The organism is Nitrospirota bacterium (genome assembly GCA_020851375.1).
In the GTDB taxonomy this organism is placed as follows: domain Bacteria; phylum Nitrospirota; class 9FT-COMBO-42-15; order HDB-SIOI813; family HDB-SIOI813; genus RBG-16-43-11.
In genome coordinates, this window is the sequence record JADZCV010000044.1 from 123,047 (window position 1) to 149,976 (window position 26,930).

Here is a 26,930-nt window from a genome sequence, read left to right on the forward strand (position 1 = left end):
CAGGGGCTACTGATTAATAACGATCTTTGCCCTTCTCCGCAATCCATCAAGATATTCTTTTAATCGTTTTTCTGACTCTGCAGTAAACAACATCCCTTTTATCTGATCATGAATATCAGCAATCGCCTGTTCCCCGAAATCTGCCTTGTGTTCCTCATAGAATGTCTTAATCGCATCCTCTGATATGACAACAAAAAAGTTTATCCTGAACTCAATAAATTTTTCTGCTATCGCCTGATCTGACAATTTCTTGATAATGTCTGATTCCCTTAGATTGTAATCCCTCAGAAAATCATTATAACGTTCATCTCCCAGAAATTGCCTGATCGCCTCAAGCCTCCCCTGAATCTTCTCAACATCCTCCTTAGACTCTGTAATCTTGAATTTTTCAGCCTCCCTCAGTAAGAGCATCCTGTTAATAATACCCTGCAACGTATTATTCTCATCCTTTTCATACATATTAAGAACAAGTTCAACAGTTACATCCCTGTAGGTAATCACCTCATCATCAACCACAGCAGCTATCCTGTCAATAATGAGTTCATCTGCCCGGACCATCCCACTGCAGGACAATAGTAAATTCACAAGGGCGAAAATCACGAAAAATCTGTATAACCACATCACTGCATTATATGAAGTGTCAAAGCAACAATCAATAAGGTTTTCTATATTGTTCTATATTGTCTTGACACTGCCCGGCGATAGATGATAACATGTCAAAACTTTGTAACGTCATGACACTTATAGAAATTTTAAAAGCAAGGGGCAGGGAAAATCCGGAGATAATTGCAGCAAAAATTAACGGCCAGCCTGCAGATTTAAACACTCCTGTAACTGAAGGTCCCGAAATAGAGTGGATTAGTGTCTCTTCTCCTGAGGGCCTGGAAATCCTCAGGCACAGCACAAGCCATCTTATGGCTCAGGCAGTAAAAGAGCTATATCCGGAAGTCAGTGTTACAATAGGTCCTGCCATTGAGGAGGGATTTTATTATGACTTTGACTATGACAGGACATTTACGCCTGATGACCTTGTCCGGATAGAAAAGCGGATGAGGGAGCTGGCAGATAAGAACATGGCAGTCACCCGTATGGAAATGTTGCGGGAAGATGCCATAAAGCTCTTTGACAATATGGGAGAGAAGTACAAGGTCGAGATAATCAACGAAATACCTGACAAGACCGTATCTTGTTATAAACAGGGGGATTTTATAGACCTGTGCAGGGGGCCGCATGTCCCGTCTACAGGTTGGATAAGGTCATTTAAACTCCTTCATACTGCAGGCGCATACTGGCGTGGTGATGAAAACAACAGGATGCTCCAGAGGATATACGGGACCGCGTTTCCCGGACAGGTTGAACTTGACAACTATCTTACTAAATTAGAGGAAATAAAGAAAAGGGACCATCGCAAGCTGGGGAGGGAATTGGATCTCTTCAGCGTTCATGATGAGATAGGTGCAGGCCTGATCCTATGGCATCCGAGAGGCGCCATAATCCGCAAGACGATTGAGGACTTCTGGAGGGAGGAACACCTGAGGCACGGATATAAGCTACTCTACACCCCCCATGTGGCAAAACTGGACCTCTGGAAGACGAGCGGCCATACGGAATTCTATCAGGGGAATATGTATAAGCCTATGGATGTAGAGGGTCAGGACTTCCAGCTGAAACCTATGAACTGTCCTTTTCATATAATGATTTATAAGTCTAAACTGAACAGTTACAGGGAGCTTCCGATAAGATGGGCTGAACTCGGCACTGTATACCGTTACGAACGGTCTGGAGTTTTACACGGACTTCTGAGGGTAAGGGGTTTTACACAGGATGATGCACACATATTCTGCAGGCCAGATCAGATTCAGGATGAGATAACTTCTATTCTGGACTTTACTGTTGAGTTGCTGACCACTTACGGTTTCGACAGGTATGATATCTATCTCTCTACAAGGCCGGAGAAGTATGTCGGGACACTTGACAACTGGGAAAAGGCGACTAATGCCCTTCGCAATGCCCTCGAACTGAAGGGCCTTCCTTATCAGATAGACCCTGGCGAGGGGGTGTTTTACGGACCCAAGATAGATATAAAGATAAAGGATGTGCTGGACCGTGCCTGGCAGTGCACCACGATCCAGGTTGATTTTAACCTGCCTGAGCGGTTCTCCCTGACGTATGCAGGAGAAGACGGTCTGCAGCACCAGCCGATCATGATACACAGGGCGCTGATGGGGTCATTGGAGAGATTCTTCGGCATATTGATAGAGCACTATGCCGGCGCCTTCCCATTATGGCTGTCGCCTGTGCAGGTTAAGGTGCTCCCGATAACGGAAAAGCAGAAAGAATATGCGGAAGAGATAAGAAATTTACTTGCTAATGAAGGTATCCGGGTGGAGGTGGACGTCAGAAACGAGAAGATAGGACACAAGATACGTGAGGCACAGTTGGAAAAAATCCCATATATGTTTATAATAGGCGGCAGGGAGGCTGAGTCCCGTGCAGTTGCAGTAAGGACTCGTAAGGAAGGCGACACAGGGGCAATGCCGCTTCAAGATGCTGTTAACAAGGTGAAACAAGAAATTAACCTGAAGTCATAACTAAACCGTTGACGCTCAAAAATGTCCAGATGCAAGGAAGGCGGGCCGTCCTGACGCCGCATGACCCATTGCACTTGCTTCGCAAGCAATGGGTGCCCCGCATTTTTCAGCGTCAACAAGAGGGGGTGATATAACATCGCTGAGCCAAGAATAAGGGTAAACAGAGAAATAAGAATCAAAGAAGTTCGTGTAATCGGCCCTGAGGGTGAGCAGTTAGGGATATTGCCGACATATGAGGCTATTAAGAAAGCCGGAGAATACGGCCTGGACCTCGTTGAGGTAGCACCTACAGCCAAACCACCAGTATGCCGTATCATGGACTTTGGGAAATATAAATATGAACTTGCAAAAAAGCAGCATGGCGCACGATTGCACCAGCGGACCATGCAGCTCAAAGAGGTGAAGGTTAGACCTTACACTGACAAGCATGATATTGAAATAAAGATCCGAAATGTCAGGAGATTCCTTGAAGATAAGAACAAGGCAAAGATTACACTTACTTTCAGGGGAAGGGAGATGGCATACAGGGAGACTGCCAGGGGGATCATGATATCCTTCGCAGAAGGAGTCAAGGATATAGGAATGGTGGAAGTGCCTGCCAAGATGGAGGGAAACAGTATGATTATGATAATCTCTCCAAGGTCAGATGCACAGAAGTCAAAGGGTACAGGTACGGAAGCTGTAGCGACTGCAGAAGGGAGGGAAGATGTCCAAAACCAAACTTAAGACACACAAGGGCGCATCAAAGCGCTTTAAACTTACAGGAAGCGGTAAGGTAAAAAGGAGCAGGGCCTCTGGAAACCATTTGCTGACCAAGAAGAGCTCGCGCAGAAAGAGGGCCCTTAAACAGGCAGCGCTGGTTCATGAAAGCAACGAGAGGAATGTAAAGAAACTTATACCGTACGGATAATTTTTTTATTGGAAGGAGGTTAATCAGCAATGCCACGCGCAAAAGGTGGATCAAAGACAAGACAACGCCGCAAGAAGGTAATGAAGGCGGCGAAAGGATACTGGGGAGGCAGACACCGCTTATACAGGAGCGCCACAGAGGCAGTTGACAGGGCACTGTGCTATGCCTACAGAGACAGGCGGCAGAAGAAACGCAGTTTCAGAAGCCTCTGGATCGCAAGGATAAATGCAGCAATAAGACTGCACGGCCTTTCATACAGCACATTTATCAGCGGCCTAAAAAAGGCAGGCATTAACTTAGACCGCAAGGTGCTTGCAGACATAGCAGTTAATGACCCGGCAGGATTTGCAAAGATTGCACAGACAGTAAAAGAAGCAGCGTAGTAAGTATCCGAAAAGCCACGTGCAAATCCCCCCTTTACTAAAGGGGGGAACTAATTCTCCATTCTCTATTAAATATCCCCCTTTGAAAAAGGGGGACTAAGGGGGATTTCTTTATTCATACCGCAATGCTGTGATCGGATCCATCTGAGCCGCCCTGTACGCAGGATACACGCCAAAGAATATCCCTACACATGCAGAAAAAAAAGTAGCCAGTGCAACAGCCCACGGTGTTACAACAGGCGGGATGTGGGGTAAAAACAGGCCGATTATGATACCGCCTATGAATGCTATAAGTATGCCGATACCGCCGCCTATAAGGCTTAACATGATAGATTCAACAAGAAACTGAAGCAGGATGTCGCGTCTGGTTGCTCCGACCGCCTTTCTTATACCAATCTCCTTTGTCCTCTCTCTAACCGTAACAAGCATGATATTCATTATCCCTATACCGCCGACCAGTAATGAAATTGCGGCAATCCCTGCAAGAACAGATGAAAGGGTGTTCAGGATCGAGTCAAGGCTCGATAGCAGGGCACGCTGCGTAAGAATGGTAAAATCTTCTTTATCATTGTGTCTTTTTTTAAGGATCTTTGTTATCTGTTGGTTTGCCAGGTTCACCATAGCTGCACTGCGGGCCTTGGCCCTTATGCCAAATAACTTATCCGTGTTAAAGAGCCCCAATGAAGAAGATACAGGGATATATACAACATCATCCATGTCATCAGTACCCATGAATGTCCCCTTCTTCTCCATAATTCCTATGACCCTGTAGCCCGAGCCCCCGATCTTCACTATCTCACCAAGCGGATTCCTGCTGCCGAAGAGTTCATTCTTTACGGTATACCCTATTGCACAGACCCTGCGGGATGCATCAACATCATCCCTTGTAAAATACCTTCCGGCGTCAATACCGATATTAATTACTGTTGTAAATTCCTGATCAGTCCCTACTATCATTACCTTTCTTTCCCTGTTTGCATACCTCACATCTGCCGTTCCTGCAGTTATAGAAGATACGGCTTCAAGGGCTGTTGCATGCCTGCGTAATGCCTCTGTATCACCAACCGTCATCTTCTGAACGCCTTCCAATCCAGGGTGTCCCATACCCTGAGTCTCTGTCTTGCCAGGACTTATAATTATCAGGTTTGTCCCTATGCCCATAAATTGTTTGACCAGATATTCCCTGAATCCGGCAGTCATTGAGACAAGGAGGATTACAGAGCCTACGCCGATCATTATGCCAAGCATGGTCAGAAAGGCACGTATCCTGTTTTCCAGGATGGATGCAACCGCAATTCTGAGAAATTCAACAAGGCTCACCTGAAAATGCTCCTATTCACCTGTCATTCCCACGGAACCTGTCCCCGCAGGATTTTTCACCCCGTCATTCCCACGGAAGTGGGAATCCAGAATCTGGCCCCCGGTCTGGATTCCCGCTTATGCGGGAATGACGTTTTCATGAACCCTGGTGAGCCTGAGGCTCATGACGGTTCACTTGAAAATCTCCGTTCTTTCACTTCATTGCCCATCACCCGCTACTCATTGCTTGTGTATAACATCTTCCACAATCCTGGCATCACGGATAAATATCCTCCGCCTCGCCTCATCAGCAATTTCAGGATTATGTGTAACCATGATTACCGTGACACCTTCCTCCTGGTTTAGCTTCTTAAAGAGCGCAATAATCTCCTCACCTGTCTTCGTATCAAGGTTTCCTGTAGGTTCATCAGCAAGGAGTATAGGCGGTTCATTTATCAGAGCCCTTGCAATGGCCACTCGCTGGCACTCTCCGCCTGAAAGCTCATTGGGACGATGATGCATGCGCCCCTCAAGCCCCATCTTATTCAGCATTCGTGCAGCCTTATCCCTTCTTTCATCAGGTCCCACGCCCGAATATACAAGCGGGAGCTGGACATTGAAAAGCGCATTGTGTTTTGCCATGAGGTTGAACATCTGGAATACAAAACCTATCTTCCTGTTCCTGATATGGGCAAGCCTCTCATCACTGAGGCTGGATATGTCCTCACCATCCAGCGTGTAAATGCCGGCTGAAGGACGGTCAAGACACCCGATAATATTCATCAGGGTGGACTTGCCGGAACCGGAAGGTCCAAGGATAGCAACAAACTCACCCCTGTCAATCTTAAGATTAATTTCAGCAATTGCATTAACGTGAACCGTACCGGAACCATAGACCTTACTGACATTTTCAAGAGATATAAGTACAGCGCTACTCATTGCTCATTACTCATTGTTTTCGACTCATTGCCTTCGGCTCATTGCTGACCTTTACCCTCTTCCCTTCCTCCAGCCCTGCAACATCAAGTGAAGTAATGACCTCATCCCCTTCTGCAACACCTTCAAGTATCTCTATATTTTCCCAGCCTGAAATACCGGTCTGAACAGATTTCTTCTTTATCCTGCCCCCTGCAATGGTGTAAACAAATCTGACTGAATCCCTTTCTATCACCGCATTTGTAGGCACTATAACAGCATCCCTCTTAGTCTCGAGGATTATCTCTGCATCAACAGAAGCGCCTACCGGCAGCCTCTCCTGATTTAACCGGCTAAAATTAATTTCTACATCCACGGTGCGGTTCTGCTCGGCTGTTTTCGAAACAACAGGCGAGACATACATCACACTGCCATAGAATGCCTTATCCGGACTGGCATCACTCGTCATTATTACCTTCTGATCGCGTTTTATCACCATAACATCCGTCTCATCAAAAGGGACTTCAACCTTTAAAACCGAGTCGTCTATCAACTCACAGAACGGCTCTGTTTCAATAGTCGTGGCAACGTTAGCCTGGGAAACCATGCTTGTCTGACTGTTTAGATAATATTCAGGGAGTTCTCCTGCAGTGGCGTTCAGAAAGGATATAACACCATTAAAGGGTGCCCGGATGTTTGTCTTTTCAAGTCCTTCTTCCGCAAGCCTGATCCCGAGCCTCGCCTCATTCAGGGCATTCTTTGCTATCTCATGTTCCTTCCCTGTCACTGTTAACTGGCTCTTTATCTCATCAAAGGTGCTGTCCGGCATAATTCCCTCATCAAACAGCGGCTTTGCCCTGTCAAAATTCTGCTTTGCCAGCCTGTACCTTTCCTCTGTTTCATGCAGCCTGAACTCTGCAGATGCAAGGGCATTCTTTCTTATTTCAAGATTGATGAGTGACTCCGCATCATCCAGTTTAACTATTACATCACCCTTTCTGACGCGATCACCTTCCCTGAAATTGACCTCTTTGACCTTTAGCGCAAGGAGGGGCTGAAGCTTTACACGCTGCAGCGGCTCTACAGAACCGCTCGACACACCTGTAATCGTCCTCTCAATAGACCCCTTTTTTACAACAAAGACGTGAACTTCAATTATATTGCGGCGATAATATAAGAAGGCAAGCAGGGCGATAATGACAACTGTGATTCCAATATATAAGAGCCTTTTTGTCCGTGTAGTCATACCGTAATTGTCATTTGATTGTGTTTGGCAACTATAACTGGCAAAGTGCAAGGACTTTGTCTATGTCTATTTCGCAGGCGCTGCATGGCGAATGTATTTCCCATTCAGTCAGCACCTTTGGATGTATCTCTCCTATCATGCCTATGACATCCCCGCCTGCATGTATCCATCCCATTCTCCCCTGAATAAAGGAGGGGTGGTCTCCGGGCACAAGCCTGTAATCCATCTGGAGATAGTACATCAGGGTTTCGAGGATTGAATGGATCTCGGAGAAATTTGCGGTGTGATGGGATATCAGGGCAGCGCACTTTACAACTGTTTTGCTTGAGAGGTTTTTTGTCTCATCAAATACAGCAACCTCTCCTGCCTCAAATATCCTGTGCGGATAGAAGCTCTCACTGCTTGCTGACTCAGCCCTCAGCAAAGACGGCAGGATCCAGTGCCTCAGCACTGAATAGCTGAGTGACATTATATTATCCACCTCAATGACCCTCTCTTCACCAAGCCCCATCTTATATAGATTGTCTTCCCTCGAAGTCAGTATGTTCGAGATAATTTCCTGGAATCCTGCACCAACCATATATCCCCTGATCCTGTCAGAGAACTTCTCACTCTCAGACAGGGCGCCTACTGTCATCCTTGAAGGCATAACAGGCCTGAAGCTTCCGTACCCCCGGCTTATGGCAATATCTTCGCACAGGTCAACAGGGTGCATGATGTCATCCCTGTATGGCGGGGGGGTAACATGCAGCATATCACCATCTATCTTTACCCAAAGGCCATAGCTGTCAAGCAGGTTCGAAATGTCTTCCGCCTTCAGTTTCTCTCCAATTACCCGTTCAGCATCATTAACATTTATGGAAATGTGTTCTGCAAAATCACACGGGATGCTTATGTCCCTGCCGAATTCCGTATCATAGGGGTACCTGACATCAACCATGTCTATCCGTGCGCCCCGGTCATAGAGGTTCACCGACAGGATATTCAGGACCAACAACACCAGCCTGATATCTGTGCCGGTAACTTCTACAAACAACTCGCTATCCCCTGCCTTTACCTCGCCAACCTCCCTGCTGTTGATTACAGGCGGGAATGAGAGTACACTCCCCCTGCTGTCAATAAGTACGGGGTACTCACGCATCCCTTTTAATATATCTCCATAAGCCTGGCCCTTGGGGTGCTTCTCAAGTATTTCCTGCAAAGTCATCTCTTCATCAAATCCGAGCGGCGTAAATCTCATATCCTCCGGCCCAACGGCCTTATAGTGCACCGGGAAGGTTATCCTGGCAAGGTTGTATATCCCGATTGAAATCCTCCTCCTCTTGCTGCCGAATATTTCTGATATCTTCTCCTGCGTCTGGATCATCTGGACCAGCATCTCTTCATCAACAGTAACACCTGTGGCAATAAAACCACCTACATAGGGGCGTATCCTGTTCATTGCTTCAGATACTATTATCACACCGCTTTTGTCACAACCGTCAGAATAGAAAAATTCATAATCCCTCCATGAGGAGGTCAGCTTCCCCTTAATCTGCCGTGCAATCCCCTCACAGCACCAGAGGTCGGGCCTGTTGCTGTCACTCAACTCAATCTTAAGCTCATCAGTCCCGGACTCATAACCCTTCAGTTCACCCTTTACAAGCTGAAGGTGATGCTCAAGGTCATGGAGGGGAAAAGACATGCCTGTGAGATGCTCAAGATCTTTCTTTTTTATACTTATAGTTGGCATCTAAAAACTCCGGTTTTACCTGAAAATCCCCGTTCAAATCCCCCCTGTCCCCCCTTTACTAAAGGGGGGTAATGACTCCCCCTTTGAAAAAGGTGGACCAAGGGGGGATTTTCATCGTCCTTTATGAACCCCTTGCTCTACACCCACTGTACGCGCTTTGTCCTGATCATATCAAGGTCGCCTGAGAACAGGTCTCTTATGTCATGAATCTCCAGCGCCACCATTGCCATCCTGTCGAGGCCGAGCCCCCATGCTATTACCGGGACATTAACACCGAGCGGAATGGTAACCTCAGGTCTGAATATCCCTGCCCCGCCAAGCTCCATCCAGCCGAGCTTCGGATGTTTGACATGAAGCTCCACTGACGGCTCGGTGAATGGAAAGTATGCAGGCAGGAACTCTATCTCCTTTGCCTTTGCAACCTCCACTGCAAACAGCTCGAGCAGTCCGAGCAGTGTGCGGAAATTGATGTCGTCGCCAAGGACTATCCCTTCTATCTGAAAGAAGTCCTGTGCATGCGTGGCATCCACCTGCTCATACCTAAAACATCTTGCTATGGAAAAATACTTGCCTGGGATCTTCGGGCCGCCGGCAAGGGTTCTTGCTGATACTGCCGTTCCCTGACTCCGCAGCATGAGCCGCTTTGCCTTCTCTATGTCAAAGTGATACTTCCAGCCCCGTGAGCCTGTGCCGCCTCCTGAGTAGTGTGCCTCTGACACCCTTGTCCGGAATGGTTCTTCTATCTCTCCTGATAATCCGGGTTCCTTTACATAATAGACATCGTGTATGTCCCTTGCAGGATGGAATTGCGGCATATAGAGGGCATCCATATTCCAGAACTCATTCTCAACAAGTCCCCCCCTCATCTCCTCAAATCCCATTGCAACAAACTTGTATTTTACATTGTCGAGGAATTCCCTGTAAGGATGTTTTCTGCCCGGGGGTACCCTCGGCGGCGGCAGTGAGATGTTGTATTTCCTGAATGACTTACCTTCCCACGAGCCGTCTTTCAACATCTGTGGAGTCAACTGGGAAATCTCACCAACAGGATTCCCCTTCTGCAGTACTGCACTGTGGATATCAGCCCCGTTGTCTGTCAGGAGATAGGTACGGTTTGTCTTTTCATTGATCCTGAATATCCCCTTGGACTTCCCCCTCTTTCTGTGCAACCCTTCTATGACCGTCTGTTCATCATCAGACAACTCATTCAGCCTGATCTCACTTTTGCCTTTCACAAGATCTATCAGCCTCTGAATATCCTCAAACTCTGATATTAACGCTGCATCGCCCATTTCAAGACGGCCGCCTGCTGCAATCCTGATTATCCCCTTTTCCTTAAGAAGACCTACGGCAGAGCTTACCTCAGCCGGCTCAATATCATCGCGCCCTTTGACATCCGACATGCTGTATGCAGGGTTTTCCTTCACAGACTGAAAGATCCTTAGTTCCGGTATCCTGATGTCCGAATATCTATCCCCTGTCTCAGTAAGGACAACAGAGCGTTCCACGGTTTCGCTGGCAACAGTCAGAATGCCCTTTGCAAGCAGCCACCCTATGGCCATATCTTTTTGCGACGGCTCTATTGATGCCTCTTTGATCAGGTTATCATCATCAACAGCCTTACCTGCCACAAAGGCAAAGAGGAGCTTTGTCTCAAGCGGGTGCAGGCTGTCAACTATATTATTCAGGTCTTCTGCATTCATCTGAGAATCCTCTTCCTCATCTCCTCAATTGTCTTCTTGTAATCCTGAGTCCCGAATACACCTGACCCTGATACAAACATATCAGCGCCGGCAGACGCAACCTCTGCTATATTGTCCAGTTTTATCCCTCCGTCAACTTCAAGGTATGCCCTGGAACCAGCCTTATCAAGCATCCGCCTTGCCTCCCGTATCTTCTCCATGGCAAATGGAATAAACTTCTGACCGCTGAAGCCAGGATTGACCGACATGATAAGCAGCAGGTCAATATCTTCAATTACGCATCCGGCCATAACAAGGGGGGTTGAAGGATTTAAGGACACACCAGCCTTCTTCCCCTTCTCCCTGATATACTGGATAGTCCTGTGCAGATGAATTGCTGCCTCGACATGCACAGTAATTATGTCCGCACCTGCATCGGCAAATGCAGATATGTAGTCATCAGGCCCCTCAATCATCAAATGGACATCGAGCGGCAGCGACGTCGCCTTACGGACTGCTTCAACAACGAACGGCCCGACAGTGATATTGGGGACAAAATGTCCGTCCATCACATCTATGTGGACCAGATCAGCCCCTGCATCCTCTATCTTCTTAAGCTCCTCACCTAATTGCACAAAATCAGCAGAAAGGATAGACGGAGCTATTTTTATCTCCTTCATGGCCATAATATAAAAACACAAGCGCCATTCAAAGTCAATCAAAGGGTAAAACCCTGTATAAATTTCCTTGACGCCTGAAATTCCGGATAGTAGAATGGGCTATAAGACACCGATTTTCCTGTAGAATATTGAATGCTTCATGCTTTTTAACTCTTTTGAATTTATCTTTCTGTTTTTACCCCTGACCCTGATCGTCTACTTTTTTCTTAACAGACATAGACTGACATTGGCCGCGAAGTCGTGGCTTGTCTTCGCCTCGCTCTTCTTTTACAGCTGGTGGAATGTCAAATACCTCCCCCTGATACTTGGCAGCATCCTGTTCAACTACGCTATAGGCACAAATTTCACAAGAGTAAAAGAGAGTAAAAGAAAATGGATGCTCGTAATAGGGATATGCTCGAACATAGGACTTCTGGCGGTCTTTAAGTACACCGATTTTTTCATATCAGATATAAATCAACTTTTCGCCGCGCACTTCGAGCTGATTCACATCGGCTTACCTCTGGGGATAAGCTTCTTCACTTTCACCCAGATAGCATACCTGGCCGATTCCTATTACGCCAGGGTAGAAGAGTACGACCTGTTAAACTACGCTTTATTTGTAACATTCTTCCCCCACCTCATTGCAGGTCCCATAATCCACCACAGGGAGATGATGCCGCAGTTCGTTAACTTAAAGAATAAGCTTCTTAATAACAGAAACCTGTTCCCCGGTATACTGTTGTTTTTCATCGGCCTGTTCAAAAAAACTTCCATCGCAGACGTCCTGGCGCAATGGGCCAATAATGGCTTTGATAATTCAGTGTCTCTTACGCTTGTAGAGGCCTGGGTTACAAGCCTTTCATACACATTCGAGATATATTTCGACTTCAGTGGTTATACGGACATGGCCCTTGGGGCTGCCCTGATGTTTAATATAAGACTCCCGATAAACTTCAATTCGCCCTACAAGGCTACGTCCATCCAGGACTTCTGGAGAAGATGGCACATCACCTTGAGCAGGTTTCTGCGGGATTACATCTATATACCCCTGGGCGGTAACCGGGAGGGGGACTACAGGACATACTCCAACATGATGATCACTTTTTTGGTAGGCGGGCTTTGGCACGGAGCCGGGTGGACGTTTGTTCTCTGGGGGCTCCTGCACGGTACGGCGCTGATAATCCAAAAGGCCTGGCAGAAGTCCGGAATAAGACTCAACTCTGTTGTCTCATGGTTCATCACATTTAACTTCGTAAATCTGACATGGATATTTTTCAGGGCCAATAACTGGCATGATGCTGTGAAGGTCCTCAAAGGGATGTTTAATCTCAATGGCGCAGAACTTCCAAACCTGCTTTTGGATGTACTGCCTTTTTTGAAGTCTTTCTTCCACGGTACCGACGCTTTAAGGTACGTCGCGGACGGGACTTTTATGGGCTTTATGGAAGCCCTCTGCTTTATCGCAGTAGTGTTCACAATAGCGGTATTTTTTACAAATACCAATCAGCTTTCATACAGGCAATCCATTTTCGTTTTTTCCGTGACCTTTGTCTTCTCGATACAGAATATATTTTTCAGACAGATTCCTTCAGAGTTTTTGTATTTCAGGTTTTAGATGAAGCTTATAAAGAAAATCGCAGTCCTGATACTTGCCTCACTCGCTCTGTACGTGAGCACGTTCTCACTGTTTAAAAAGCCGATTTCTCTCGGCCATTTCAGCACCCACTACTCGAACAAGCTTGCATACAGCAAATCCATAGACGGCAGAAGAAAGGTGGTTTTGATCGGGGGGAGCAACGGGCTGTACAGCCACAGCTGCAGGGAGATTGAGGATCTGACGGGATTAAAATGCGTAAACACGTCCATGTCCGCTGCCCTCGGATTAGACTTCATGCTGGAAAAAAGCAAGGAGTTCATAAACAAGGGAGATATTGTCATCCTTGCGCTGGAGTACGAGTTTTATTCGCAAACGAAAAAAGAGGTCATGTACATGCTGACGGGCAATAATTATATCTTTCAAAATGATCCGGATTATCTTCTGAAATTGCCCCCTGAAAAAGCGCTGGCATCGGTCTTCTCTTTCGATTTCAAATACATTTTTTCATCGGTCGTGGAGATGGTCGGTAATTTTATCGTACCCAACAAGTTCCTGATCATTTTGAATGATAACGGGGATGTGATAAACAATACGAGTGCAAACGGAAGGGTCTACGAACAGACCATTCGTGAGAGTGTGCAGGAAACACCTTCGGATAGGCTTCTGAACGATAATGAAGCCTTTTATTCCCAAAAGGTCATCGCTGACTTCATAGGATGGTGCAGGGATAAGAAGGTCGTCGTTTACGGGTCACTTCCTACGACGTTTAACGACAAAAAGATTGATGGAAGGATTTTAAGAAGGATAAAAGGCTTGTATTATGGCAACGGCGCAAAGTTCATAGAGCTGGATAACGATTCCCAGTATGAAAGGAGCTGCTTTTACGACACCCCCTATCACTTAAACAAAGAATGCCAGACGAAACATACTGAAAAAATTGCCAACTACCTTATCATGTATTCCCCCAAAAAAACCTGGAATTTACATAAATTATATTGACCATGCAATAGGTTTTCTGTCATAATTTTGTCAGGTTATGATCATCGGCACAGGAACAGACATCGTTTCCATAAAGCGTATTAAAGATGCAGAAAAGCGATGGGGACGGAGATTTCTGGACAGGGTCTATACTGCAGGTGAAACTAAATATGCAATGCTTCAACTATACCCGCATCCCCGCCTTGCAGCCCGATTTGCCGCAAAGGAGGCAACTGTCAAGGCACTTGGCACTGGCTTCACCGGTGGAATAACCTGGAAGGACATTGAGGTTCAGAACAAAGACAGCGGCAGACCTGAAATAGTTCTGCATGGAAAGGTACAGGATACGGCAGGGGCTATGGGGGTCAGGAAAATTCACCTGAGCATTTCACATGACGGTGATTACGCGGTTGCACAGGTAGTGTTGGAGGGATGAACCAGACAGATGAAAATCCCCCTTAGTCCCCCTTTTTCAAAGAGGGAAATCAGTTCCCCCCTTTAGTAAAGGGGGGATAGGGGGGATTTGAACGGAGATATTCGGAAGAACTGACAATGTACATAGCAACGGCACAGGAGATGAATAACATAGACCGCCGGACAAGGGATGAGTATGGAATTCCCACCCTCCTCCTGATGGAAAATGCCGCATCAGCAATTACTCATATTGCAGAGCAGACCCTCGGCACAGTAAAAGGAAAGCGAATCTCCGTCATATGCGGCAAGGGTAACAACGGAGGCGACGGTCTCGCCTCTGCCCGGCAGTTGCACAACATGGGGGCTGAGGTTTCCATTTACCTCATATCAGATGCAGCAGCCTTCACAGCAGAGCCTGCTGCAAATCTTCAAATTGCATTAAAGATGGGCGTTGAGGTAAATGAAAAGGGTAAGTATGAGATCAGAAGGTTTAGGTCAGCATTAAACCACAGCCACCTGATTATAGACGCCATAATAGGCACAGGGCTTTCTTCAACAGTCAAAGACGAATATAAGGAAGTGATCGAACTAATTAATGCGTCCGGACGACCGGTTGTCTCAGCAGATATCCCCACTGGTGTCAATTCTGACACTGGTGAGATAATGGGAGCAGCAGTAAGGGCTGCAGCAACTGTGACCTTTGCCATTCCAAAGAGGGGACATTACCTGCATCCAGGCTGCGTCAATGCAGGGACCCTGCATATAGCAGACATATCCATACCTGCACAGGCTATTGAAAAAGAGTCAATCCTGTTAAGACTCCTCACTGAGAAGGAGATGTCGGCTTTAGTGCCATTGAGGTACGCTGATTCCCACAAGGGATCAAACGGACACGCACTTGTCATTGCCGGCTCCATAGGCAAAGGCGGGGCAGCAGCAATGACAGCGTTATCATGCATGCGGACAGGAGCAGGGCTTCTGACTCTTGCCGTGCCTGAAAGTGTTCAACCCATAATTGCCGGCAAACTAACTGAGGTAATGACCCATCCCCTTTCCGAAACAAGTGAACATACCATCGCCGCATCTTCAACCGGCGAGATCATTGCGCTCGCAGGGGACAAGGATGCAGTTGCAATCGGACCTGGTCTTACGACAAACAAAGAGACTGTATCAATTGTAAAAAAACTCGTAAGAGAGGTCACAGCCCCGCTGGTGATAGATGCAGATGCAATAAACGCGCTTGCTGATTCACCCGGACTGCTCAGGGACAGAAGGTCTGCCACCATACTGACCCCACATCCCGGAGAGATGGGCAGGCTGACCGGCAAAAGCGCATCAGAAATTCAAACGGACCGCATAGGCGCTGCCAGCGGTTTTGCCACTGAGTATGGCGTCTGCCTTGTTCTAAAGGGGGCTAATACTGTAATTGCCGAACCATCCGGTTTAGTGCATATATCCCCTACCGGCAATCCCGGGATGGCAACCGGCGGCACCGGGGATGCATTGACAGGAATAATCACAGGCCTCATCGCACAGGGGCTTACACCTGCAGATGCGGCCAGGCTTGGCGTATACATCCACGGGCTTGCAGGAGACCTGGCAGCAAAGGAAAAAGGGATGATCGGCATGATTGCCGGCGACCTGATTGAACGCATACCAGCAGCAATAAGACAGGTAGCAGACAGGAGATAAAGATTCAACTCAGCCCAACAAGAATGTAATAAATGGATAAGGAGAATACATGGCAACAGCCAAAGATATCATGACCAGAGAGGTCATCACAGTCACAACTGATGTAACAATTGAAGGTCTTGCCAGGATCTTTACAAGGCATGACATCAGCGGTGCGGCAGTGGTAGATAAAGAGGGCCAGCTTATAGGCATTGTTACAGAAAATGACCTTATAAAAATGGAGCAAAAGCTCCATATCCCCACAGTAATCAACATCTTTGACGCAGTAATATATCTCGGCAGCTCAAAGAAATTCGAGGAAGACATCAAGAGGATGGCGGCAACAAAGGTAGAGGATATCTTCAGAAGAGATGTAGTTACGATAACAGAAAGCTCAACTATTGAAGAAATAGCAACCATCATGAGCGAAAAAAATATTCACCACCTCCCGGTGGTCAAGAAGGGAAAGCTTGTCGGGATAGTGGGAAAGAAGGATATTGTTAAGGCAATCGCAAAACGTTAAAGAAACGATAGCCATTGGGGAGAGATTGGGCAGGCTCCTGTCACCAGGCGATGTGATATGCCTGACAGGCGAACTTGGGGCAGGCAAGACCTGTTTTGTGAAAGGCATTGCAGAGGGACTTGGGATAAAAGGAAAGGCCATTACAAGCCCTACCTTCATTATCATTAATGAATATAAAGGAAAGGTCCCTCTCTGGCACATTGACCTCTACAGAATAGGAGTCGTCGAGGATTTAAGAGACATCGGGATGGAAGAAATCGTGTATGGCAATGGGGTAACGGCGATTGAATGGGCAGAAAGGATAAAGGACAGACTGCCGGAGGAGAGGATGGATATAACGTTGAAGTGGGTGGATGAGGAGACACGCTCTATAAAAATAGAGGCGTTTGGACAGCACCATAAAGAGGTATTGAAGAAATTGTCAAAGGTTACGGAAATATAAATGGCTTATCGCAGCGAATTTCTTGAGACAATAAAAGATGTGAGGGAATACCTGCTTTCGTTGAAGGAGACAGGTGTGGAAGAGATGGAGACTGAAATCCCCCTTAGTCCCCCTTTTTCAAAGGGGGAAATTAATGCTCACGTGTCAGTAAATCTTCCCCCTTTAGTAAAGGGGGGACAGGGTGGATTTGAGCGAAGATATTCATATGTAAAACCAGGCCACAAACCTGAGCAGCTTCAGGCACTCCGTGATAAGATCGGAGACTGCAAGCGGTGTAAGCTTTGGAGCAGCCGGACCAACATAGTCTTCGGAACCGGCAACCCTGATACATCCCTGATGTTCGTCGGCGAGGGGCCAGGCCAGGAAGAAGACAGGCAGGGTGAACCATTTGTCGGAAGGGCTGGAGAATTGCTGACAAGGATGATAACGGCCATGGGTCTCAAACGTGATGACGTATATATAGCAAATGTGATAAAATGCAGGCCTCCTGGCAACAGGAATCCGGAACCTGATGAGATTGCTGCCTGCAGGCCATTTCTGAATGAACAGATAGAAATAATCAGGCCTGACATCATATGCGCCCTCGGCGCCTTTGCGGCACATACCCTGCTTGACACTGCAACAAGGATCAGTGATTTGAGGGGGAAGGTTCACGATAAAGGCGGGCATAAGATTGTGGCGACATTCCATCCTGCTTACTTATTGAGAAATCCGAATGAAAAGGGGCGGGCGTGGCAGGACTTGCAGATTGTAATGCGGGAGCTGGGGCTTGAAAGGAACATGTAAGGTATCATGAAAACGTCATTCCCGCGGAAGCGGGAATCCAGACCGATGGCATGATTCTGGATTCCCACTTACGTGGGAATGACGGGGTGAAAAATCCTGCGGGGACAGGGTCCGTGGGAATGACGGGTACATAGGAGCATTTTCGAGTGAAGCAGATATGGGCGCCGTGGAGACTTACTTACATACTGGAAGGAAATAGAGAGGAGTGTATCTTCTGCGCAAAGCCAAAGGAAGAAAAAGACAGGGACAACCTTATCCTGTTCAGGGGAAGGCACTCATTTGTTATAATGAATCTCTACCCGTATGGCAATGGACATCTTATGGTAGTTCCCTACGAACATGCACGGGAATTGAACGGGCTGTCAGAAGACACCCTGCTTGACCTGATGCTCCTGACAAGGAAGTCTGAGGGCATCCTCAGAAATGTATTTCAGGCGCAGGGATTTAACATAGGCATAAACCTTGGCAAGGCAGCCGGCGCAGGCATAGATGAACATCTTCATATTCACATAGTGCCGAGATGGGCAGGAGACACCAACTTCATGCCGGTGCTCGCTGACATAAAGATTATACCTCAGCACATTTTTGCGACCTATGACCTGCTTATGCCATTTTTCCGGGAACAAGGCTGATAAGGCACGGTTAACACCTTAAGCGCCGCGGCTCACTGTGAGCCAGAAGGGATAAAGTAAATGCTGCGACTTATTTTTGCCCTCATTATTGTAATCATATTTGCCATTATGGCAATAACCAACACAGAGTTGGTTCAGATCAACTACATCCTCGGCTCAACTTCTCCCCTGCCCCTCTATCTCGTGCTTATAATAAGTTTTCTTGCCAGCGGATGCCTGTACACTTTGATCCTGCTGCCATCATGGATCCACGACAAGATGGAAATCAGGCGCCTCAGGCGTAGACTGAAAGATCTCGAAGAAACAAGAGGCTGATGGAATCGGCATATGACAAATCAGGATCATTTAACCCCTCTGTTACGTCAGTACCAAAGTATAAAACAGCAACACACTGATGCAATATTATTCTTCAGGATGGGCGATTTCTATGAGATGTTCTTTGATGATGCCGTCACTGCATCAAAGATCCTTGAAATAGCGCTCACTACACGGGACAAACGGAATGAAAACCCCATCCCTATGTGCGGCATACCGTACCATTCAGTTGACTCATACCTGCCTAAACTTATAAAGGCAGGACACAGGGTGGCAATCTGCGAACAGGTGGAAGACCCTGCAACAGCAAAGGGGATAGTACGGCGTGAGGTAATAAGGGTTGTCAGTCCCGGAACAGTGCTTGACGGAAACCTCCTTGATTCAAAGGAGAATAATTATATCGCTTCTGTTTATCCCGGGAAGGACATATCTGGTCTGGCATTCGTTGACATTTCGACAGGAGATTTCCACGTTGCAGAGATCAGGGCACCCTTTACATTTGACGACGAATTATCCCGCATATCACCTAAAGAATTAATTATACCACAAGGTGTGGATAGCTCACTTTTTCCAAACACCAGTCAACTGCAAACATTATGCATCAACACCTGCCCTCAAGAGATGTTTGAATCAGGCAGGGCTTTATCAATATTCGATGAACATACCAGGTGGAAACAGACCGGTATGGAAGATATTGATGCATCGAGTCCTGTAATAAATGCAGCAGGCGGCCTCCTTGGCTACCTTGCTGAAACCCAGAAGACCTCTCTCAGGAATATCAACAGCGTCAATGTCTGGAAGCGCGATCGGCATATGATAGTAGACGAACATGTTCAGCGGACGCTCGAGCTCGTAAAGTCCCAGCAATCCGGACAACGCAGGGGCACACTGTTTCAAATCCTGGATAAGACAATGACGCCAATGGGCGGGAGGCTTCTCAGACACTGGATTCTAAATCCTCTTATGGACTGTAATGAGATCATAAAAAGGCAGGATGCCATCGAAGAGATAAAAAACAATTTTACGTTGAGATACAAACTGCGTGAGCTTTTGTCAAATATAAATGACATGGAACGTACAATCAGCAGGATTACGCTAAAGGCTGCCAATGCAAGGGACCTCGCATCCCTTAATCAGTGCCTTGGGATCATACCTGAGCTGAAAGGACTCCTTTCCGGTTGTTCAGACCAATTTATAAGTAATGCAATCAATATGACAGACGAAGTCGGGGAATTAAAGAAGCTTATATCCGACGCCATCTCAGACTCCCCTCCCCTCTCAATAACTGACGGAGGTATTATAAGAGATGGCTTTAACCATGACCTCGACAGACTCAGGGGGATAAGCCGTGAGGGGAAAGGATGGATCGCAAGGCTTGAGGCAAAGGAACGTCAGAGGACCGGCATAGATTCCATGAAGATCCGCTACAACCGGGTCTTCGGTTATTACATAGAAGTGACAAAGACTAAACTGCAGGGTGTGCCTCAGGACTATATTAGAAAGCAGACACTGGCAGGCGCTGAACGCTACATCACCCCTGAGCTTAAAGAATATGAAGAAACCGTGCTTGGTGCGGATGAAAAGACAAAGAGGCTTGAACAACAATTATTTGAAGAGGTAAGGGAGGCAGCAGCCCGGGATGCCAGCCGGATACAGAAGTGCGCCAGGGGGATAGCCGGGATAGACGTAATTGCAGCACTGGCAGAGGCAGCCCATACTTATCATTACGTCCGGCCCGTGATAAACCACGGACTTTCCATAAAGATAAAAGAAGGCAGGCATCCTGTCATAGAGCAGATGGGATACGGCGGGCGCTTTGTGCCAAATGACATTGAACTCGATTGCGAAAAGAACCGGCTGATGATCCTGACCGGCCCCAACATGGCCGGAAAGTCTACATACATGAGACAGACTGCAATTATAGTCCTGATGGCCCAGGCAGGAAGCTTCGTCCCTGCTGAAGATGCGAGGATAGGCGTTGTGGATCGCATATTCACACGCATTGGCGCATCAGACAATATCAGTGAGGGACGAAGCACCTTTATGGTTGAAATGGAGGAGACCGCAAACATACTGCGCAATGCAACACACAGAAGCCTTATACTGCTCGATGAGATAGGGCGCGGAACCAGCACCTTTGACGGAATAAGCATAGCATGGGCAGCCGCTGAGTTCATAAACAGGAGGCTTAAGGCAAAGACCCTGTTCGCCACCCACTATCATGAACTGACTGAACTTGCCCTCACCACCGAAGGTATATTCAATTCACACATGTCAGTGCGTGAATGGAACGATGAGGTCATATTCCTCCGAAAGGTCATGCCAGGTATGGCTGACAAAAGCTATGGGATTCAGGTAGCAAGACTTGCAGGCATCCCCATGGAGGTCATAAACAGATCCAAAGAGGTGCTTGCAAACCTGGAAAAAGAGGAGCTTGATGACTCAGGCATGCCCAAACTTGCCCACTCAGAGGTGAACAGAGGAAGGCGGCCTGCTCAGACAGATATATTCAGTTCACATGAAACACACCCTGTCCTGACAGAACTTAAAGATCTGGACATAATGAATATGACACCGCTTGAGGCGCTGTCAAAACTCGAGGAACTTAGGGGGAAGGTGGAAGGTAGAAGGTGGAAGGTAGAAGGTCAAAGGTAGAAGCCACTCCTTTTTTTCTGACTACCGGCCGAACAGAAGGATTTTATTTCCTGCCTTTATCAGATACCTGCTCAGGCTTCCAACCATAAAATCGAGCAGGCCTTTTTTAGAATGGACACCAAGCACTACCATATCGGCCCACTGCAGATGTTTTTCTGCCATAACCTGGATAATATCATCAGATGTCATTTGAACATTGATGTTGCGGAAGGAATGGGCATTCAGATATGATGTTGCGCCATCGAGATGGAATCTTGCAATAGCCTCTTCAGTCTCGGACATCAGCAGAGTAATGTCCATTTGAGCGGCAGTTGGCTCAAACAGATATGCAAACTCCTGCATGGCCTTTGCTGAAGGATGGCTCCCGTTAAAGGCTATCAGGACATTCATTCTTTCTCCAGGCAGAAAATGTTCCGGCACTGTGATGATCGGGGTAACGGCATTCTTCAGTATAAGCTCAATGGAATCGCCTGGCTTCTGCTCTGTCTCGAAGTGAAAGTGGGTGCGTACCCCCATTACAACAAGGTCATAGAACATAGAGTCCTGGACAATATGATCAATGGGAGATCCCTGGCGTTGAGCCTCCCGGTGGACAACCCCCTCCCTTTGACATATCTGCCGGAACTTTTCAAGCAATAACTCAATATGTTCATGTGCCTTTTGTTCCTTTGCCTTCTCCAGCTTCTCAGCAAAGTAAATCCCGCCAAGCGGTACAGGTCCGATGGACTTCTCAATACCAGGCATATCCAGAACAACAACGCCTGTGATTTCTGCATTATCCCGTCTGGCAAGCAGGCAGGCATATTCAAGGGCAGAAACAGCATATGGAGATGGGTCAAAAGGTACCAGAATCCGGCTCGGCATTAATCCTCCCTTTTTATTGAAATGAAAACAGCGCTACATCTGGAATGCAATAATATCAGGATGCGATTTTTCAGTCAACCGTTGACTTAAACACTTCAATGGGGTAGTATATGACACTTTTAGTCGCATAATGGCAAGGGAAAATATATGAGAAGGTTCCCCATATATATAATTTTGTCAGTTCTGATAGTCATGTTCACATCGGGTATTTCGCTTGCCGGTGAATTTGAGATGCATAGCATGGCACATTTCAGCGCCTCTATGATTATCCCGTTTGCACTCCTGCTCTGTGCAATAGCTGTAATGCCTTTTCTTAACAGGCACTGGTGGGAACACAACTATCATCTGGTCTCCTTCGGACTTGGCTTACTGGTAATATTGTACTATCTCATCTACATCAGGGCATCAAATGGTTTTGCCGACGTTACCGGAATAACATCATACGGATGGCACAAGCTTATACATACCGGAGTTGAATATTACAGCTTCATAGCACTGATAGGCTCGCTCTTTGTAGTATCAGGCGGAATTTTCATCAGGGTCAACAACAACTCAACCCCCCTTGTAAACACGGCAATACTCCTCATCGGCGCCATAGCCGCAAATTTCCTGGGCACTACCGGCGCATCAATGCTTCTTATAAGACCTTTTTTGAGGATCAACAAAGACAGGGTAAAGGGTTATCAGGTAGTATTCTTCATCTTTATAGTGAGCAACATAGGCGGGTCGCTGACGCCCATAGGGGACCCTCCGCTGTTTCTGGGCTATCTAAAGGGAGTTCCATTTTTCTGGGTCATTGGCAAGGTATGGCATATATGGCTCCTGACAACGGCAATAGTCCTGATCATTTTCTACTTGATAGACTCAAGATATTATGCCAGGGTCAAGGGGAAGATATCCAAAGCCAGGACAGAGGGAAAGATGGAGATTCTTGGAAAAAAGAATTTCATATATCTCTTTATGGTCCTTGTTTTAGTGCTGCTTCAGAAGGCAGAATTTATTAAACATATCGAAGAGGGCATAGGAGCAAATGGCCAGCTGTATATCACAATTATAATAGCAACACTCATGATTATTGTATCAGCTATAGCATATAAAAGTTCAAACAGAGAGGCCATAGAGGCAAACGAATTTAATTTCGGGCCTATTAAAGAAGTGGCGATACTCTTCATAGGCATATTTGCCACCATGATACCTGCACTCGACTACCTCGAGCAGAATGCAGCAGCGCTTGGCATAAATACCTACGGCCAATTCTACTGGGGGTCAGGGATACTGTCCAGCGTGCTTGATAATGCACCCACATATCTGAACTTCCTCAGTGCATCCTTCGGGCTTGCCAACCTGTCCGTAGACACAGACATGGCAAAGTTTCTCGACCCAGGTCATGTCATAACATTAGGCAACGGAATGGCAGTCCATACATGGAAATATGTCCAGGCCATCTCTCTCGGATCAGTATTCTTCGGTGCAAACACATATATTGGCAACGGCCCCAACTTTATGGTAAAATCAATCGCTGAACAGTCTGGAGTAGAATGCCCCAGCTTCTTTGCATACGTTTACAAGTATTCGCTGCCAGTCCTGATACCGGTCTATGCATTAGTATGGTTTCTATTTTTCAGATAGCAAACGCCGCAAATGGGCGTTTAACAAGGAAGGACGATATATTTGAGCCGCAGGCGTACTGTGTCTCGTACATTGAGTTGAACAGACCTGCCGCGCCTAATAAAGTAAGGAGTTTTTGCTCAAAAATGTCCAGTTGCAAGGAAGGAATAATTATTTGAGCTGAGGCGTACTGTGTCGTACGTTGAAGCTCAAATAATTATTCCTGACGCCGCAAATGGGCGTTTAACAAGGTAGTCAGGTCTAATTTGTGCTCAAAAGTGTCCAGGTGCAAGGAAGGACGATATATTTGAGCCGCAGGCGTACTTCCTGTACGCTGAGGCGCAAATATATCGTCCTGACGCCGCAGATGGGCACTTTTCAGCACAAATTATGGTCCCATCGTCTAGTGGCCCAGGACGCTGGCCTCTCACGCCGGAAACACGGGTTCGAACCCCGTTGGGATCACCAAATCTATGAACAACCCTTCCAAAACGGTTGCATTAGCCTATTGTCCTGACTACCAGAGGGGAAACATTGAAAAGTCCATACTAAACACACTGGATCACCTCGGTGGTTTAGGACAATACATACCGAAAGACAGCCGGGTACTGATTAAACCCAACCTGCTCAAGGCCTCCTTGCCAGGTGAATGCATTACAACGCACCCGGCGTTTGTCGAGGCTGTCGTACGGATCGTCCTTGATTACGGCTGCAGGCCTTTTATCGGCGACAGTCCTGCATTCGGAGATCTCTCCGCTGTTGCCAGAACCACAGGCATAGCCGACATCTGCAGGAGATATGATATCCGGCTGCAGCCATTTAACTCTCCGGTTACTGTCAGGGTATCAGACCCTTTTGTCAGGAGTCTGGATATTGACAAGGCTGTCCTTGAAGCAGACAAGATTATCAACATCCCGAAGTTAAAGACTCATGTTCAGGTAGGGTTCAGCGGTGCTGTAAAAAACCTGTTCGGCTGTCTCAGCGGTAAGAAGAAGGTCCTGTGGCATTTTAAGGCAGGGGATAAGGAATACAGGTTCGGCAGGGTGCTTCTCGAAATCTATAATTCGGTCACCCCTGCCCTGCACATTGTTGATGGGGTTACTGCATTGGAGGGACATGGACCAACGAGAGGAAATCCCAAGGAGACCGGCCTGATTGCAGCATCTGCTGACGCAATCTCTCTGGACAGGGTGCTGTGCGAAATTATAGGACTGCCTGTCGCATCTTCTGAAGTGTTAAACGCACTAAAGTATCATTACGGAATTTCGATAGACACAGGAGACATCAAAATCAAGGGCGACAGCCTTGACAACTTTACCGGAAGACCATTTATCCTGCCTGAATGGATGCCGATACGCTTCAGCCTGATCAGGATAACAGGGAGTATGTTTAAGCATCTCAGGCTTAAGGCTGCGGCAAGAATTGGGACAACACACCCTCCATGAATGTCCTGATCCTGGCCATGTTCTCCTCTGTATCTGCCTCATAACGCAGCACCAGCACAGGCTGTGTATTTGATGGCCGGATCAGACCCCAGCCAAACTCAAACAGGACGCGGACACCGTCAATTGTAATTATGTCCCTTATAGCCATAGGTTTTACAGAAGGCGGTATATCACCTGCAGTCAATACCTCCTGGACACTGTCCACTACCTGAAATTTTTCTTCATCAGGACAGGAGACCCTTATCTCAGGGGTCGTGTATGTTGCAGCAACGCCTTCAAGCAGAAAACTTATGCCCCTCCTGCTTCCCTTTATCCTCTCCCTTTTAAGTATTTCGACCAGCCTGCACGTCGCATAAATGGCATCATCATAACCGTAGAAACGGTCTGCAAAGAATATATGACCGCTCACCTCTCCGCCAAGCACCGCCTCTTCATCTTTCATCTTTGCCTTAATCAGGGAATGACCTGCCTTCCACATGACAGGCACACCGCCTGCCTTCGCTATTTCGTCATATAATACCTGAGATGCCTTTACCTCTGAGACTATGATTGCGCCGGGCCATTCCTTCAATATATCCCTTGCATATATTGTCAAAAGCCTGTCGCCCCAGACAATATTGCCGTGTTCATCTACAATACCGATCCTGTCTGCATCACCGTCATAGGCAACACCGAAATCAGCGTCTTTTTCTCTGACAGTCTTAATCAGATCAGTAAGATTTTCAGGGACAGTTGGATCAGGATGGTGATTGGGGAACCGGCCGTCAGGTTTGGAATAGAGCTCGATAACCTCACACCCCATCTCACGAAGTACGCGCGGCGCAATTACACCTGCTGTACCATTACCGGAATCAACTACGACCTTAACAGGAGGCTGAAGTGGCCTGCTGTCAAAGACAAACTGCTCCCTGATGTAAGTAAAATATGTTTCAATTATCGGGACAAACTCGACCTGGCCGATCATCTTCAGGCTTCCCAGTTCCCTTTGCCACTTATCCTTTTCCTCAATAATCCGTCTTATCCCCTGAACTGCATCTCCATGCAGCGCCTCTTTCCCGACACATAGTTTGAAACCGTTGAATTCAGGGGGATTGTGACTCCCTGTGATCATTATCCCGCCGTTTACATCAATATTAAAGAGTGAAAAGTATAACAGCGGTGTAGGGCATACACCGAGCTCAACGACATTAACACCTGTTGATATTATCCCTTCAATCAACCTGTTGCAGAGCTTCTCTGAATGGAGCCTCACATCCCTTCCGATCGCCACTTTAAGCTCCCCTGCGTCTTCAGGAGACATGTCATTGACAAGAAGGAGATTAACTGCGAATGCCCACCCAATAAGGCGTGCAGCATCATCCGTCAGGTCCTCCCCTACCACACCCCTTATGTCATATTCTCTGAAAATCTTAGGTGAAATCATTGCGCAAGTCCTCCTTATCTGATTAGCACATCTGAAAATCCCCGTCCAAATCCCCCCTCCCCCCCTTTACTAAAGGGGGGGAACTAATTTCCCTTTGAAAAAGCGGGGAACTAATTTCCCCCTTTGAAAAAGGGGGACTAAGGGGAATTTTCATCAA

At 47.0% G+C, this 26,930-nt stretch carries 25 protein-coding genes and 1 tRNA gene; 17 read left to right on the plus strand and 9 right to left on the minus strand.

Annotation, left to right across the window (positions count from 1 at the left end; all coding sequences use genetic code 11):
• Positions 1–6: 6 nt before the first annotated feature.
• Positions 7–558 (minus strand): hypothetical protein, encoded by a 552-nt coding sequence (locus IT393_08795; GenBank protein MCC7202737.1) that lies wholly within the window; start codon positions 556–558, stop codon positions 7–9.
• A gap of 155 nt (positions 559–713) precedes the next feature.
• Between IT393_08795 and thrS the strand changes: the two genes are divergently transcribed.
• The 4 genes from thrS to rplT all read left to right on the plus strand — a co-directional run bounded on the left by thrS (position 714) and on the right by rplT (position 3,884).
• On the plus strand, positions 714–2,591 hold the full coding sequence (gene thrS, locus IT393_08800; protein MCC7202738.1) for a threonine--tRNA ligase: 1,878 nt from the start codon (positions 714–716) through the stop codon (positions 2,589–2,591).
• A 135-nt stretch (positions 2,592–2,726) separates the two neighbouring features.
• Positions 2,727–3,317 (plus strand): translation initiation factor IF-3, encoded by a 591-nt coding sequence (locus tag IT393_08805; GenBank protein ID MCC7202739.1) that lies wholly within the window; start codon positions 2,727–2,729, stop codon positions 3,315–3,317.
• Complete coding sequence (gene rpmI / locus IT393_08810; GenBank protein ID MCC7202740.1) at positions 3,298–3,501, plus strand: 50S ribosomal protein L35; 204 nt, start codon at positions 3,298–3,300, stop codon at positions 3,499–3,501. Before IT393_08805 ends, rpmI begins: the two co-directional genes overlap by 20 nt.
• Before the next feature lie 29 nt (positions 3,502–3,530).
• Positions 3,531–3,884 carry a 50S ribosomal protein L20 gene (rplT, locus tag IT393_08815; GenBank protein ID MCC7202741.1) on the plus strand — a complete coding sequence of 118 codons (354 nt, stop codon included), beginning with the start codon at positions 3,531–3,533 and terminating at the stop codon, positions 3,882–3,884.
• Positions 3,885–3,995: 111 nt separating this feature from the next.
• Here rplT and IT393_08820 read toward each other — a convergent pair whose 3' ends face one another.
• The 6 genes from IT393_08820 to IT393_08845 all read right to left on the minus strand — a co-directional run bounded on the left by IT393_08820 (position 3,996) and on the right by IT393_08845 (position 11,438).
• Positions 3,996–5,204 (minus strand): ABC transporter permease, encoded by a 1,209-nt coding sequence (locus IT393_08820; protein MCC7202742.1) that lies wholly within the window; start codon positions 5,202–5,204, stop codon positions 3,996–3,998.
• A 219-nt stretch (positions 5,205–5,423) separates the two neighbouring features.
• Positions 5,424–6,122 (minus strand): ABC transporter ATP-binding protein, encoded by a 699-nt coding sequence (locus IT393_08825; protein ID MCC7202743.1) that lies wholly within the window; start codon positions 6,120–6,122, stop codon positions 5,424–5,426.
• 10 nt (positions 6,123–6,132) lie between these two features.
• Positions 6,133–7,344, minus strand: coding sequence for an efflux RND transporter periplasmic adaptor subunit (locus IT393_08830; GenBank protein ID MCC7202744.1), 1,212 nt, complete (start codon positions 7,342–7,344; stop codon positions 6,133–6,135).
• Positions 7,345–7,375: 31 nt separating this feature from the next.
• The gene (gene pheT, locus IT393_08835) at positions 7,376–9,076 is read right to left on the minus strand and encodes a phenylalanine--tRNA ligase subunit beta (protein MCC7202745.1); all 1,701 of its coding nucleotides are present in this window, start codon (positions 9,074–9,076) and stop codon (positions 7,376–7,378) included.
• A 137-nt stretch (positions 9,077–9,213) separates the two neighbouring features.
• Complete coding sequence (locus IT393_08840) at positions 9,214–10,779, minus strand: phenylalanine--tRNA ligase subunit alpha (protein ID MCC7202746.1); 1,566 nt, start codon at positions 10,777–10,779, stop codon at positions 9,214–9,216.
• Positions 10,776–11,438, minus strand: a complete 663-nt coding sequence (locus IT393_08845; GenBank protein MCC7202747.1) for a ribulose-phosphate 3-epimerase — start codon at positions 11,436–11,438, stop codon at positions 10,776–10,778. Before IT393_08845 ends, IT393_08840 begins: the two co-directional genes overlap by 4 nt.
• A gap of 139 nt (positions 11,439–11,577) precedes the next feature.
• Between IT393_08845 and IT393_08850 the strand changes: the two genes are divergently transcribed.
• The 10 genes from IT393_08850 to mutS all read left to right on the plus strand — a co-directional run bounded on the left by IT393_08850 (position 11,578) and on the right by mutS (position 21,433).
• Positions 11,578–13,035, plus strand: coding sequence for an MBOAT family protein (locus IT393_08850; protein MCC7202748.1), 1,458 nt, complete (start codon positions 11,578–11,580; stop codon positions 13,033–13,035).
• Complete coding sequence (locus IT393_08855; protein ID MCC7202749.1) at positions 13,036–14,016, plus strand: hypothetical protein; 981 nt, start codon at positions 13,036–13,038, stop codon at positions 14,014–14,016.
• Positions 14,017–14,053: 37 nt separating this feature from the next.
• Positions 14,054–14,431 (plus strand): holo-ACP synthase, encoded by a 378-nt coding sequence (locus IT393_08860; GenBank protein MCC7202750.1) that lies wholly within the window; start codon positions 14,054–14,056, stop codon positions 14,429–14,431.
• Positions 14,432–14,547: 116 nt separating this feature from the next.
• Positions 14,548–16,101 (plus strand): NAD(P)H-hydrate dehydratase, encoded by a 1,554-nt coding sequence (locus IT393_08865; protein MCC7202751.1) that lies wholly within the window; start codon positions 14,548–14,550, stop codon positions 16,099–16,101.
• Positions 16,102–16,150: 49 nt separating this feature from the next.
• Positions 16,151–16,603, plus strand: coding sequence for a CBS domain-containing protein (locus IT393_08870; protein MCC7202752.1), 453 nt, complete (start codon positions 16,151–16,153; stop codon positions 16,601–16,603).
• On the plus strand, positions 16,575–17,045 hold the full coding sequence (gene tsaE, locus IT393_08875) for a tRNA (adenosine(37)-N6)-threonylcarbamoyltransferase complex ATPase subunit type 1 TsaE (GenBank protein MCC7202753.1): 471 nt from the start codon (positions 16,575–16,577) through the stop codon (positions 17,043–17,045). Before IT393_08870 ends, tsaE begins: the two co-directional genes overlap by 29 nt.
• Positions 17,046–17,129: 84 nt before the next feature.
• Positions 17,130–17,831, plus strand: coding sequence for a uracil-DNA glycosylase (locus IT393_08880; protein ID MCC7202754.1), 702 nt, complete (start codon positions 17,130–17,132; stop codon positions 17,829–17,831).
• A gap of 146 nt (positions 17,832–17,977) precedes the next feature.
• Positions 17,978–18,463: an HIT domain-containing protein gene (locus IT393_08885; GenBank protein ID MCC7202755.1), complete on the plus strand. Its 486-nt coding sequence runs from the start codon at positions 17,978–17,980 to the stop codon at positions 18,461–18,463.
• 60 nt (positions 18,464–18,523) lie between these two features.
• The gene (locus IT393_08890) at positions 18,524–18,778 is read left to right on the plus strand and encodes a LapA family protein (GenBank protein MCC7202756.1); all 255 of its coding nucleotides are present in this window, start codon (positions 18,524–18,526) and stop codon (positions 18,776–18,778) included.
• Between the two features lie 12 nt (positions 18,779–18,790).
• Positions 18,791–21,433, plus strand: coding sequence for a DNA mismatch repair protein MutS (gene mutS / locus IT393_08895; protein MCC7202757.1), 2,643 nt, complete (start codon positions 18,791–18,793; stop codon positions 21,431–21,433).
• Positions 21,434–21,454: 21 nt separating this feature from the next.
• On the opposite strand, the gene IT393_08900 is transcribed toward mutS, so the two are convergent.
• A complete protein-coding gene (locus IT393_08900; GenBank protein MCC7202758.1) occupies positions 21,455–22,297 on the minus strand; it encodes a universal stress protein in 843 nt (280 codons plus the stop codon).
• A gap of 147 nt (positions 22,298–22,444) precedes the next feature.
• On the opposite strand from IT393_08900, the gene IT393_08905 reads away from it, so the two are divergent.
• The 3 genes from IT393_08905 (at position 22,445) to IT393_08915 (ending at position 25,350) form a co-directional block, all read left to right on the plus strand.
• Positions 22,445–23,926, plus strand: coding sequence for a sodium:proton antiporter (locus IT393_08905; GenBank protein ID MCC7202759.1), 1,482 nt, complete (start codon positions 22,445–22,447; stop codon positions 23,924–23,926).
• 371 nt (positions 23,927–24,297) lie between these two features.
• Positions 24,298–24,373: transfer RNA gene (locus IT393_08910), tRNA-Glu, on the plus strand.
• Between the two features lie 5 nt (positions 24,374–24,378).
• Positions 24,379–25,350, plus strand: coding sequence for a DUF362 domain-containing protein (locus IT393_08915; GenBank protein MCC7202760.1), 972 nt, complete (start codon positions 24,379–24,381; stop codon positions 25,348–25,350).
• On the opposite strand, the gene IT393_08920 is transcribed toward IT393_08915, so the two are convergent.
• Positions 25,310–26,773 (minus strand): phosphomannomutase/phosphoglucomutase, encoded by a 1,464-nt coding sequence (locus tag IT393_08920; GenBank protein ID MCC7202761.1) that lies wholly within the window; start codon positions 26,771–26,773, stop codon positions 25,310–25,312. The two genes, IT393_08915 and IT393_08920, sit on opposite strands and share 41 nt — an antisense overlap.
• Positions 26,774–26,930 lie beyond the last annotated feature (157 nt).